At 42.8% G+C, this 12453-nt stretch carries 11 protein-coding genes; 6 read left to right on the top strand and 5 right to left on the bottom strand.

Annotated features, from left to right (window positions below):
• Positions 1 to 2 precede the first annotated feature (2 nt).
• Entirely contained in the window at positions 3 to 659 is a 657-nt protein-coding gene (locus tag HBHAL_RS04160) for an MOSC domain-containing protein (RefSeq protein WP_014642101.1), read from the bottom strand.
• Entirely contained in the window at positions 649 to 1395 is a 747-nt protein-coding gene (locus HBHAL_RS04155; RefSeq protein WP_014642100.1) for a YkgJ family cysteine cluster protein, read from the bottom strand. Before HBHAL_RS04155 ends, HBHAL_RS04160 begins: the two co-directional genes overlap by 11 nt.
• Before the next feature lie 162 nt (positions 1396 to 1557).
• Here HBHAL_RS04155 and mreBH point away from each other — a divergent pair, with 162 nt between their 5' ends.
• The 4 genes from mreBH (at position 1558) to HBHAL_RS04135 (ending at position 4598) form a co-directional block, all read left to right on the top strand.
• Positions 1558 to 2568: a rod-share determining protein MreBH gene (mreBH, locus tag HBHAL_RS04150; protein WP_014642099.1), complete on the top strand. Its 1011-nt coding sequence runs from the start codon at positions 1558 to 1560 to the stop codon at positions 2566 to 2568.
• A 268-nt stretch (positions 2569 to 2836) separates the two neighbouring features.
• On the top strand, positions 2837 to 3154 hold the full coding sequence (locus HBHAL_RS04145; RefSeq protein ID WP_014642098.1) for a hypothetical protein: 318 nt from the start codon (positions 2837 to 2839) through the stop codon (positions 3152 to 3154).
• 66 nt (positions 3155 to 3220) lie between these two features.
• The gene (locus HBHAL_RS04140) at positions 3221 to 3580 is read left to right on the top strand and encodes a DUF1428 family protein (RefSeq protein ID WP_014642097.1); all 360 of its coding nucleotides are present in this window, start codon (positions 3221 to 3223) and stop codon (positions 3578 to 3580) included.
• A 97-nt stretch (positions 3581 to 3677) separates the two neighbouring features.
• Positions 3678 to 4598 (top strand): ketopantoate reductase family protein, encoded by a 921-nt coding sequence (locus HBHAL_RS04135; RefSeq protein WP_014642096.1) that lies wholly within the window; start codon positions 3678 to 3680, stop codon positions 4596 to 4598.
• A gap of 632 nt (positions 4599 to 5230) precedes the next feature.
• Here HBHAL_RS04135 and HBHAL_RS04130 read toward each other — a convergent pair.
• The 3 genes from HBHAL_RS04130 to yfcC all read right to left on the bottom strand — a co-directional run bounded on the left by HBHAL_RS04130 (position 5231) and on the right by yfcC (position 8615).
• Positions 5231 to 5806, bottom strand: a complete 576-nt coding sequence (locus HBHAL_RS04130) for a M15 family metallopeptidase (RefSeq protein ID WP_014642094.1) — start codon at positions 5804 to 5806, stop codon at positions 5231 to 5233.
• A 113-nt stretch (positions 5807 to 5919) separates the two neighbouring features.
• The gene (iadA, locus tag HBHAL_RS04125; protein WP_041601193.1) at positions 5920 to 7092 is read right to left on the bottom strand and encodes a beta-aspartyl-peptidase; all 1173 of its coding nucleotides are present in this window, start codon (positions 7090 to 7092) and stop codon (positions 5920 to 5922) included.
• Positions 7093 to 7124: 32 nt separating this feature from the next.
• Positions 7125 to 8615 (bottom strand): putative basic amino acid antiporter YfcC, encoded by a 1491-nt coding sequence (gene yfcC, locus HBHAL_RS04120; RefSeq protein ID WP_014642092.1) that lies wholly within the window; start codon positions 8613 to 8615, stop codon positions 7125 to 7127.
• Between the two features lie 160 nt (positions 8616 to 8775).
• Between yfcC and HBHAL_RS04115 the strand changes: the two genes are divergently transcribed.
• Positions 8776 to 10791, top strand: a complete 2016-nt coding sequence (locus tag HBHAL_RS04115; RefSeq protein WP_014642091.1) for a sigma-54 interaction domain-containing protein — start codon at positions 8776 to 8778, stop codon at positions 10789 to 10791.
• Positions 10792 to 11686: 895 nt separating this feature from the next.
• Entirely contained in the window at positions 11687 to 12325 is a 639-nt protein-coding gene (locus HBHAL_RS04110) for a hypothetical protein (RefSeq protein ID WP_014642090.1), read from the top strand.
• Positions 12326 to 12453: the final 128 nt, after the last annotated feature.

Below are 12453 nucleotides of genomic sequence, written 5' to 3'. Positions count from 1 at the left end.
AGCTACAGCTCCTCCTTTATTTTATGCAGGTGTTCACTCAGGGAATCACGTAAACCTTTTGCTAAGGCATCAACTTCAATCACACGCTTAAGCTTATGAGGATTATTCACATCGTGATAACGTACCTCATTCACATCAGCTACGGTAACTGCTGATGGGTGATGTTCCACAAGTGTCATATCGTCTCCTGGTGTAACTTTTCCTTCTTTCAAAACACGCAGGTAAAAACCGGTATAACCTGTTTCCATGACTTTTGCCGGAAAATCTTTAATACCGTGAGTACGTGCAATAATATAACAGGGCTTTCTAGGTTCTGAAATCTGCAAAAGCGCATCCCCCAGTTGGAATTGATCTCCAATATGAACTTCGCGCTCATCAATTCCTTCAACCGTCAAGTTTTCACCAAACGCTGGAAAAGAAAAAGACTGACCATAGTGCTCGTCCCAATGCTTATAATGCTGAGCTGGATAAAGACAAACGGCCTTGTCTCTTCCACCATGATTTTTCTTATCTGCCTGCTCATCGCCTTCAAAATTATAATACGTTAAATAAGCTGCTTCCTGAACGGGGGTCTTCCGGTAGGCACTTTCCAGTTCCCCCTTCTCTGTCTCATACACCTCAGGGCGTCCTACATTCAAAGACAAGAGTTTATATTTCATTCAATGTCCCCTCTCTATAGCTTTTCACCCATGCCGGGAGATAATCGTAGCTCCATGCATCACTTGGGTAATCAACAAATACATCTTCTCCATTTTCATACAAAGCCTGAACTAATTCATTGATCGCTCCAAAATAATAGGTGTACAAAAATTCGTAGCTGAAAGGTTCTTTTGGCATGTGATTCTCTGCGCATACTTTAGGGTCGCTGTAATTTAAATAAGTACGGCAAGGAATGGGACGAACCTCATATGCCATACACAACTGCGTTTCCGGATCAAGCATTGGGCAAGGAAGGTTGAGCTTTTTGTATTCAAGCTTCGTATTTGGATCATCCGGATCCATAGCAAGAGCGGTATCAAGCTTCCCCGCCTGCTGATTGTAATATCGTTCCCAGTGCTCAAAGATCGCATTCTTTCTTTGCTCAGAAAATTGTTCAATAGAACGAAACATCATTTTCGCTTCCATACGGCTGAGAACGATTGGAAAGTAGCAGCAGAAGGCACAGCCCTTAAAACAGTTCGCCTCCATTCCACTGAATGACTCCATTCGGTTAATTTCATGATCAACCTCTTTAAGCAGATTTTGAAAGCCTTGTAATATCACCGTTTCGGTCTCCGCCTCACTATCTAGCAATTCATCTATGATGTTATCAAAAAAAGCCGGGTCAATTTCGTAGGATTGATTGAGCCGTTCACACTTTTCCAGGATTTCGTGATGTTTTAAAAAACGGTCCATTATAAAACTCCTTCTTTTTCGTTGCCTATATTATACATGGAAGTAGGCCTATAAAACTACATTGTCAGAAAGATTGATTTTTGTATCGACCTTCTGTGTAAAAAACGTTACTATTAGTTTATAAAATAAACTAGAAAATGCCATCTTTGGAGGTACGCCATAATGTTTTCAAATGCTGAAATTGGAATTGATCTTGGTACAGCCAATATACTTATCTATTCTAAATCTAAAGGTATGCTTTTAAACGAGCCATCTGTGGTAGCTTATAACACAGAAACTCAGACTGTCGTAGCCGTTGGTAAAGAAGCGAAAGAAATGGTAGGTAAAACCCCTAAACATATCATCCCTGTGCGTCCTCTGCGTGACGGCGTCATCGCTGATTATGATTTAACAGCTCAAATGTTAAAAGAGCTGTTGAAAAAAGTATCAAAAAAATCAGGAATGTCCATGCGCAAACCCACAGTGGTCATCTGTACCCCCTCTGGCTCAACTTCTGTTGAACGACGGGCTATCCATAATGCCGTTAAGAGTTATGGAGCAAGAAATGTTCATCTAATTGAGGAACCTATAGCTGCTGCTATTGGGGCCGATCTGCCTGTTGATGAGCCGATCGCCAACGTCATTGTAGATATTGGCGGAGGAACAAGTGAAGTAGCCATCATTTCGTTCGGCGGCGTTGTGTCCTGTAGATCGATACGAACCGGCGGAGATGTGATGGACGAAGAAATTATTCATTACGTAAGAAAAGCTTACAATGTACTGATTGGTGAACGGACAGCAGAGGAAATTAAAATGGAAATTGGCTATGCATTAATCGATCATCCTGAAGTTACCATGGATGTTCGTGGACGCGACATGGTTACCGGTCTTCCAAAAACGATCGAGTTATCATCGACTGAAGTTCAATCAGCCATTAAAGAGTCATTGGAACAGTTACTGGAAACCATTCGAGCTACACTTGAAGACTGCCCGCCAGAACTAAGCGGTGATATTGTTGATCATGGCGTTATCCTGACTGGAGGAGGAGCGTTATTGAACGGCATGCAAGAATGGTTATCAAATGAAATCTCTGTACCTGTTCATATGGCTCCAAGTCCTCTTGAATCCGTTGCTATTGGGACAGGGAAATCTCTGAAGATGATTCAAAAATTGCAAAAAGCGTCTACTAACTAATAGATTTTGAATTTAGAAGAAGCGCGCGTCCAAGAACCTATTTCCCTTTGATCTCAATTCAGCTGCCTCCAGATATATGGAATAAAGATGTGCCTTGCGACGTCACACTCGCAAGGTTTCTTTATATGTGAATTCATTATGCCCTTCCATAATTACTTTTATGGACAAACGCGTCTAATTTGATAGAATAAAACTAGGACTTCAGCTTAAGATGCTGCTGCACGAACCCGATTAGGACAGATTTTTTGATAAGGAGCAGGATCTCATTATGAAACCATCAACACTATTAAAATGGATAACCGGAGCCTGCGAAGCATTTTTGGCCATCCCGATTGCCGGTGGTGCTTTTGTGTTAGGGAATGGCTGGGCTCCCCTTCTATTCATGTTTATTTTTCACTTAATCACCTTAATAGTATCCATTAGAGAAAATCGCTTTTTCGTAGGAAGTATCCTGGGCCTTGTCACAAGTGCCATAGGAGTTATCCCATTCATTGGCTGGATTATGCATACGACGACAGCTATCGTACTCTTAATAGATGCTGGAATTTCTTCTGGCACGGATAAAAGAGCAAAGCTGGCTAAATAATAACACCATCTCATCACACCAGAAAATGTATTTACCAATCTTTCTATAATAGAGGAGGATGCGTCTATGTATACAGTACTTTGTTTCTTTAGAGTCAAAAAAAAGAACGTGGAACAATTCGTGAAGATGACTAGAAAAAGCGGCGACATCCTGGAATCTCACGGCACCATTTCCCATCATGTCTACTTTTCCAATATGCTTACCGGCAGACAAGGTTCTATGGGAGTGCTCAATTTAATGGAGGTCGATGAGGATGAAGAGTTGCTTATGGCACAATCTGTATTCAACAGCGAGGATCATTATTACGAAGTGATGAAAAGTGTAAAATCGAATGATATGATTCATTACCTGGATGAATATCTTAAAGATCTTGTAGAAATGACTCGTGTGGTCACTTCTTCTTTCACTACCAAACACCCTCAATAACTTTGAGGGTGTTTTTAATTACATAGCTTTCCATTTTAAGTGTAGTCATCAAGCAGACGTGCTATCATAGAATTACAATTTATTGGAGGTGGAGGAAATGAAAATCGTTGTATTAGGAGCAGGCGCTTTAGGTGCATACTTTGGTGCACGCTGGCAAGAAGCTGGACATGAAGTCGTCAATCTTGTAAGAGAAGGAAGAGCCGAACAACTGGAGGCACACGGATTACAGTTACATAGCAAAATGGGAGACTATACCGTTCCCGAACCAGCCATTGCCAGAGATCCCGAGGAAATTGAAGATGCTGACTTAGTCTTCCTTGCTGTCAAAGGCTATCATCTTCATGGTACCCTGGATTGGCTGAAGCAGTTGGTTCAAAAGGGAGCCAAGGTTTTCCCAGTACTAAATGGTATGGAGCATATTAGTATTCTTCAGAAAGAACTGGGTGAAGAAGCCGTGATCGGCGGACTTTCCTATATTATTGCAACGCTTGATGAAAAAGGACATGTCATACATTCCAGCGAATTTCACGATCTTGTGTTCGGACCATTACACCCTTCCCAGCAATCCATATGTGAAGAACTTGCTTTTGCTTGTAATCAGGCTAACCTTAACGGAAGTATAAGCCCCAACATTCTAGAGGATATGTGGAAAAAGTATATGTTCATTTCTGCTTTTTCAGGCATTACGACGGCTGTAAATCAACCAATTGGGGAAATTCGATCCTATCCTCAGACTTTACGTATTGCGGAACATGTTCTATTTGAAATGAAGGAACTTGCTAATGCTCACCAGGTGAGTTTAACAGATGAGCAGGCGGCGAAAGCGTTTGAAAATTTACGTAAACTTGATCATGACATGACTTCTTCCATGCATCAGGACCGGAGAAAAGGTCTGCCGCTTGAGGTAGAACATCTCCATGGTGGAGCTTTACGGCTTGGAAGTGAAGTCGGTTTGTCCATGCCTTATACGGAAACCATTCACGCCATGATTAAACCATACGAAACGTATCAGCAATAAACAAAAAGCAGTGTTCCCCTTCATAGGAGACACTGCTTTTTGTTTATTGTTGATTTTTATATAAAGCTTATTAAGCAATAGGACCGGATTGTGTAAGACTCGAATTCGAGATATTTTATGAGAGGAAAGGTCCTGCGGGGGACGATTCGCTTTCCGTGGGCATGTGCTGAGCCTCCTCAGTCTTCGACTTCCGGAGTCTCACCGATCATGTTTATCCCACAGGAGTCTCACCGTCCCCCTCCGGACCTTTGCGATCATGGAGAGCTCGAAAATCTTTCCATAATCGCCTTCCAATGAACGAGATCCACACTTGTTTTTGCGTGTGTTTATGTGTAGGAACCCTGTTATAGAAGCATTTGAGGCAGATGCAGCATGGCTCCTTTCTTTTATAGCAGGGTCCGCTCATCAGCTATCGTTCGGGCGGCGAAGGAAACGACGAGACTCCCACGGGAGAAGGGACTAGGTGAGATCCCGCAGGGAGTGAAACGAGCGAGGAAGCTCACCGTTCCCCCGTAGGAAAGCGAGTTGTTTCCGTAGCCGCCCTCATCCTTTTTTGGCGACGGACCCAAGTTATCTCGAAACTGAGTCTTCAAGTATCGGGAGCTTATCTGTGAAAATGAATAGTGTTATTTTTAGTTATCGGCATACTCAGCAACGTTCGGGCGTTTCCCGTATTTTAAATCTCGGATCGTTAAACCAAAGTCCATTTGTAGGTGAGGGTAATCTTTAAAGTTCGACCAGTCCCCTCCCCATTCAAAACCAAGATCTTTCGCAATCGCCACGACTTCCATCCAGTCTGACTTTCCATTTCCGTTGCCGTCTCTTTCCATATTCCAAACCACACCATTGTCCGTTTGCAGGGCAAAATCAATGGCAAGTCCATAGTTGTGATAGGATTCGCCTCCCTTGGCATGTGTCACGACTTTGCCTTCTTCGGAGCGTCCCCGTGCATAAAGCTCATTTTGACTTTCAACTGAGCGGTGTCCATCCGTGATTACCATTTCTATCCCCTGTTCTGCAGCTCGAGCTACCAGCTCCTCTTTATACTCTACTACTCTGGGATGAAGTTCCTCAGGCACAGGCACATCTTTTTTCGCAAAAGGAGAGCCCGGGCATTGCTTTTCAATCTCTGGAATCAGGATATAGACGACCAGCCCAAGAGTCGCTATGAAAACAGTAAAACTTATTAGCTTCGATAGGATTTTCAATTGATTGGCAATCCTTTCATCTAGTATCTAGTAATTTAAGAATACCATATGAAAAGAACATGAATCACTTTTTTTGATGACAGTCTTTAAGGTTCAGGTTTTCCCTGCTTAACTTATTCAAACGTACCGTACACCATAACTTCTCCGTCCGCTACCATTTCCTGCCCTTTAGCGAATACTGTATGAACTTCAAGATTCTTAGGATCCATTAAGACAAGATCAGCATCTTTTCCGGCTTCAACCATTCCTTTATTATGAAGTCCAAGAATACGTGAAGGATTTGAGGTAATTACTTTTAGAGCATCCTCTAATGGGACCCCGTGCTGCTTCACCGCTTCTTTAAAGGCTTCATAAAGGGATTGGATTCTGCCCACTTTCATGCCAGTGAGATTACCTTTCTGATCAAAATCCGGCAGACTTCCCTGCGCATCGGATGTAAATGTAATCTGCTCTACAGGAACACCACGGTCGAGCATCCTCTTCAGTGCCTCACTGCTTTTTACTTCACCATCTTCTATAAATTTAGGAATCGTGCTGGTAGTAAAGTCTACAACCCCGCCTTTAAGGGCATAGTTAATACCCTCTTCAAATAACTTCGGTGTCCGATTAATATGGGTAGGATAAAATTGACTGATCGGTATATCCGTAGTGGAAACGACCTCTTCTATTAAAGACAAGCCATCTTTACTGTCTCCAACGTGAACGTTGACTACCCCTCTTTTTCCCGCGAGCATTCCACCAATTCTTGCCTGGGAAGCTATTTTAGCCATTTCCTCTACCGTCGGCTGGGAAGACCGATGATCGGCGATGGCTATTTCACCCGCGCCAATAATAAGATCGATCAGAATCAGATCATCCTCTATTTTACCCGTCAATGTTTTCACAGGAACCTGATAGGACCCGGTATGAACGTAACAAGAGAGTCCTTCCTCCTGGAGAGCCCGCGCTTTTGCTACTAAGTTAGTCATTGTCCGGGTGGTTCCATCTGTGCCGATCACACCGACCACTGTCGTAACTCCATTCTTCGTAGCATCGGTCAGTTTTAATTCAGGAGTGCGGGAGCGGAAACTTCCTTCTCCGCCCCCTCCCGTAATGTGCACGTGACCATCTATAAAGCCGGGAGTTAACATTTTACCTTCAGCCTCGATCACTCGGACGGAATCAGTTTTGCTTGATATGTCAATAAAGTCACTTACCTCTGCAATTCGCTGATCAGCGATCAGGACATCTTTTTCACCTGAAAACTCAGGAGTATATAGGACTGCATTTTTAATTAGTGTAATCATCATAACTACCTCCTTCTGTTTTGTCTTTGTCTTTAAGTGAAGTTAATTAGTACAGCCGTGATAATGAACGCACTTGCCAAACCAAACATGATTAATTGGAACTTAATAATAAACGTGAACCATTTTCCCCAATCCAGTCGAGCAGCTCCAAGTGTCCCCATCAAAGCAGCAGATGTTGGCACAATGATGTTCGTTAACCCGTCTCCCAGTTGGAAAGCAAGCACCGCGACTTGGCGGCTCACACCGGCAATGTCGGCAAGTGGTGCCATTAGAGGCATAGTTAGAGCAGCCTGCCCTGAACCAGATACCACAAAGAAATTGAAAATGGATTGGAAAAGGAACATAAGCCAAGCAGAAATAACTTCCGGCACCCCTTCAAACAACTGTCCCGCTGAGTGGAGAACTGTATTAAGTACAGAAGCTGTGGTTGGATCATCTCCGCCCAAAATGATGATAATTCCTTTGGCCATTCCAACGACCAGGGCAGCCGGAAGCAAGTCTTTCGCTCCTTGGGCAAATCCTTCCGCAATATCATTGACTTTCATATTATTCAACTTAAAAATTACCCCGATGATTCCAGCTACAAGACCAATCGTAAAGAACTGACTGGCAATCTCAGGAATATAGTACGCGTGCTGGATAACTCCCCAAATAATCCATCCGATACCCGCTGCAACAGTCAGCAGTACCAGCATGTGTCCTGTTCTGAATTTAACGGTCATGTCCTGGTGATCAAAATCATCGCGGAAATATTGATCAGAATCGTAGGATAATGATTGAGTCGGATCTTTGCGAATTTTGCTTGCATATTTCCATGTATAAAATGTCCCGACTGCTGTAAACACCAGCCACATTACAAATCGAAACGGAGTACCGGATAATACAGGTACATCTGAAACACCTTGAGCAATAGCTACTCCAAAAGGGTTCATCCAGGACGTCCCAAAGCCAATCTGCGTAGCTACATACGTAATCATGATGCCGGTGATCGCATCATACCCTAAGGCGACGACCAGAGGCACAAGAATCATGGCAAAAGCGATAGCTTCCTCTCCCATTCCGAAAACAGCTCCACCTAAGGAGAATAAAAAGAACATCACTGGAACAATCAGTACTTCTTTTCCTTTCGTCCGGTCAATAACGGATAGAATTCCTTCTTCAACCGCACGTGTTCTCATAATAATTCCAAAGGCACCGCCGATAATTAGTATAAAAGCAACGACTCCCACCGCAGAGCCCCACTTATCACCAGAAACCAGCCCTTCAAATACATAGTTTAATAAACCAGCACCTCCCCCGGGTTCAAATAAACTAGTACCTTCACTTGCTCCTTCTTCCACATTAAAGCTTCCAGGGATTAATACCGTCTGCGTTTCTTCAGCACCCGAATGTTCATACGTAACTTCCTTCGTTTCGAACATCCCCGCAGGTATGAGATACGTAAGGACCGCAGCCAATAATACGACAAAGAAGATAATCACATACGTATGCGGCATTTCGAATCCTTTTTTCTTTTTATCCATTACATGTTCCTCCTTTATTTTTTCCTCTCTCCTACTTACATGCAAAAACCATGCCAACTCTGAATTCTGAATATTTAAGTATTTTATCTTTAAATAATGATTATTTGGTTGTAATTGGGTGTTATAATAATTAACAATACAAACCAAAAGGAAGGTTTACATGAATAATCATCTAACTCTGATAACAGGAACACCAGAAACTAAATTGGCTTTGCATGAACAACTTGAGGATATATTAGGGGAATTTATTCGAATTACAAGCTATGCCGTCGATGAGTATGTACCGGAGCAATTGAATGACCACCTTATCATTTTTTCCTCCTACTTGGTTGAAGAAGAAGCCTCTCCTAATGTCTCACCTTCATCTACATGTATGACGGCACGCAGGACGATGAATTACCAGCATATTGACCGTTTGTTTGAACTTGAAAAAGGAACTTCTGTTCTTTGTGTGAACGATACACGGCAAATGGCAGAAGAAACAATTGATACCCTGAAAAAAATAGGGATGAATCACCTGTCCTACTCTCCGTACTACCCTGGTAAAAAAATAGAAAGAAACATTGAAACGGCTGTTACTCCGGGAGAAATTACTTTCGCACCTTCCTCCGTTAAGACGATCATGGATATAGGGGTTCGATTAATTGATATCACTACCTTAATCGAGGTGCTGGACCATTTTGAACTGAAGCAGCAGCTGGGCGGTACAATTTCCAGCCGGTATACAGGTAAAATAATTGAACTCAGCAAAAAGCTCGCTGATATGAATCGACAGACCGAGTTGTTGAACCATCACCTTCAACAGGTGGTAGATGGAGTGAATGACGGAGTAATGGCTATTGACCGCCACGGGAAAGTAACGGTCTTTAACCCTTTTATTCAAGAATACAGCGGATTATCAAGTACTCATGCCATCGGTAGAACACTGCCCCAGTTATTCAAAGATACAAAACTGCTTCAATTTCTAACGAATCCCCAGGAGGAGGGCAAGTATTTTACGATCAATGGGTATAACCTGATGATCTACCGCGTGCAATGGGAGGAAAGTGACAATGTCATCTTCATTTTTAAAAATACGGATGAAACCATCAATATGGAGAAAGCTGCCCGTAAACAACTCCTGAAGACAGGATATATTGCTAAACATTCCTTCGATCATATTCTGGGAACCAGCCCTTCTATCCAGCAAACCAAAAAAATAGCCAGGCAATTAGCCAGTACCGAACTGCCCGTATTGATTCAAGGAGAAAGCGGCACGGGCAAAGAATTATTTGCTCACGCTCTTCACCACCATTCAGCGCGCGTCTATGAACCTTTTCTTGCCGTAAATTTCAGTGCTCTGCCGGAAGATCTACTTGAAAGTGAATTATTTGGATATGAAGAAGGCTCCTTCACTGGAGCGAAGAAAGGAGGAAAGAAAGGATTATTCGAACAGGCGGATGGAGGCACCATCTTTCTGGATGAGATTGGAGACATTAGCTTAAAACTGCAGGCAAGACTGCTGAGGGTTATCCAGGAGATGGAAATCAGGAAAATTGGCGGGACCAAAACGATCCCCATTAATGTAAGAATTATTGCTGCAACGAATAAACATTTATTGGACTTAATCGACAAGGGAGAATTCAGAGAGGATTTATATCACCGGCTGAAAGTGCTTTTTTTAACGGTCCCTCCTTTAAGGGAACGTAAAGCAGATATACCTGCGCTGGTAAGACAATTCTTACAGGAGAACCAAATACGAGATCAACAGTTTGATCCTGCTTTAATGAATGAATTGATCCGTTATGACTGGTACGGAAACATTCGAGAATTAAAGAATACGATCTCCTACCTAATTACTGTATCTGAACATCCCGTTATCACCATGGCAGACTTGCCAGGTGAGGAGTTCTTTCAGAAACCGAAGGTACAGTCTCACTCTGTCTCAGAAAGTGTTATGGATGAAAGGTTAAATCATACAGTTTTAAATGTAGTGAAGGACTTGAATGATTCTTTCACCAATGCCAGCCGGAAAAAAATCTATGAAAATCTTGATCACAGTACCCTTTCATTGTCAGAACAGCAGATCAGAAGAGTGCTTGATAACTTGAAAGCTCGTGGATATGTAACGATTAAACGCGGGCGCTCCGGAACCCAAATCACCCCCGAGGGCCTTGCCTTCTTATCAAATTCTTAACTCTATAAATCTTTAGATTGAGTCTTCCAGATAAGCTCCCGTTTGTGGAAGACTTTATTTCGAGATATTTTAGGAGAGGAAAGGTCCTGCGGGGGACGATTTCGCTTTCCGGCCCTGTACGACGCTGGGTCGTTCGACGTTGCCACAGGACGTGGCGATTTTAGTCGAACATCCCTTGCGCGGGGCCTCCTCAGGCTTCGTCTTCCGGGATCTTACCGATCATGTTTATCCCACAGAAGTCTACATAGTCCCCCTCCGGACCTTGCCGAATTAGATGATCGATACCACTTAAGACATTCTCTACTTGATGAGAAAAAGCATGTATTAGGAAGCTATTTTCATGCTATAACGATGTGAAATAGCCTGTCACAAAAGCATTTAGGACCGATTAAGAAGGAGAGCATTCGCTCTTATAAAAGCGTCCGTTATTCTCACTCGGCTGGGTTGGTGGGGAAATGGCAAGACTCCCATGGGAGAAGGAATCAGGTGAGATCCCACAGGGAGTGAAACGAGCGAGGAAGCTCACCGTTCCCCCATAGGAAAGTGTTCAAATGTGGAATCACCCCGAAAGACACGACTAGCATAAGCCGAGCATCAAAAGGACGGTGGTCTTTCCGTCCGTTGATGAACGGCTTATGTCTCGAGGGTCTTTCGGGGTGATGGAACAAGACGAGTTATTTCCCCACCAGCCCCTTCCTCATAACGTAACGGACCCAATTTATCTCGAAACTGAGTCTTCAACAATCCGTCCCGATTGTTTAATAAGCAGCTGAAAAATAATCAGCAACGCTTAACAGTGTCGAATTCGTGGCCGGTCCGTGCGCCATGTTCCTTCTCCCTAACAGGTGATATACTAAGGGTATCATTCGACAAGTTTCAAAGGAGGACCAGGAAGTTGAAGTTTTTTAAGCGAAAACCATCTAAAACATTCTATGAAATTTTCATGGTCCTCCTTGCTGGACTTTCGGTGGCCACCATATGGCAGGAAACAGGTTACAATAGCGTCATTGTCTGGAGTACGTGGGGATTTTTTTTCGTGGACTTCCTCTATAGGCTTTATAAAAGTGAGAGTAAATGGGGATTTGTGAAGAAGCATCCATTTATCGTAATTGCAGCTATTCCGCTCGATGCAATTTTTCAATTCGCCCGCGTAGCACGTATTCTACACTTACTCCGGCTCAAATCGATCACGAAATACTATACTCTGCCCTTTATCCGATTTTTAAAAAGACAACATCTGCTCTTAGTGACTGGCATTACGTTTGTACTCATTTTTCTATTAATCATCCCTTTAAATATGATAGAAAACGAATTGGATTCTTACAGTGATGCCTGGTTTACAGCTATTCTTTCTCTTACTTTCTTCGGAAGATCCGGCTTTGAACCTGAAACGGCCGGTGGCTATACGATCATTGTCATTTTTACTATTCTTGGCGTTATTATACACGGGCTCGTGATCAGCACAGCTTTCGATTACATCGTGCACTCTTCCCTTTTTAAAACCATAAAAAATAAATTAATCAATCACAAGTAAACTCCTTCTGATCTAAGGAATGGAGTTTATTTTTATGATTTTTTAGGAAGTGAAGCCATGGTTTATAAGCTGGCTTTAGGAGTTTAATAAATGGCTAAAAAAGGAATAAAGCAGGTGTATCCCATTTA

It is taken from the genome of Halobacillus halophilus DSM 2266 (assembly GCF_000284515.1).
GTDB classification, from domain to species: Bacteria; Bacillota; Bacilli; order Bacillales; family Halobacillaceae; genus Halobacillus; species Halobacillus halophilus.
The sequence above is the reverse complement of the archived record's forward strand: the minus strand, read 5'-3'. Positions and strand labels throughout refer to the sequence as shown.

Coding starts and splice junctions, on each gene's coding strand:
- HBHAL_RS04140 (WP_014642097.1), top strand. CDS start 3,221: ATGTATACAGTACTTTGTTTCTTTAGAGTCAAAAAAAAGAACGTGGAA.
- HBHAL_RS04160 (WP_014642101.1), bottom strand. CDS start 659: ATGAAATATAAACTCTTGTCTTTGAATGTAGGACGCCCTGAGGTGTAT.
- HBHAL_RS04155 (WP_014642100.1), bottom strand. CDS start 1,395: ATGGACCGTTTTTTAAAACATCACGAAATCCTGGAAAAGTGTGAACGG.
- mreBH (WP_014642099.1), top strand. CDS start 1,558: ATGTTTTCAAATGCTGAAATTGGAATTGATCTTGGTACAGCCAATATA.
- yfcC (WP_014642092.1), bottom strand. CDS start 8,615: ATGGATAAAAAGAAAAAAGGATTCGAAATGCCGCATACGTATGTGATT.
- HBHAL_RS04135 (WP_014642096.1), top strand. CDS start 3,678: ATGAAAATCGTTGTATTAGGAGCAGGCGCTTTAGGTGCATACTTTGGT.
- iadA (WP_041601193.1), bottom strand. CDS start 7,092: ATGATTACACTAATTAAAAATGCAGTCCTATATACTCCTGAGTTTTCA.
- HBHAL_RS04115 (WP_014642091.1), top strand. CDS start 8,776: ATGAATAATCATCTAACTCTGATAACAGGAACACCAGAAACTAAATTG.
- HBHAL_RS04145 (WP_014642098.1), top strand. CDS start 2,837: ATGAAACCATCAACACTATTAAAATGGATAACCGGAGCCTGCGAAGCA.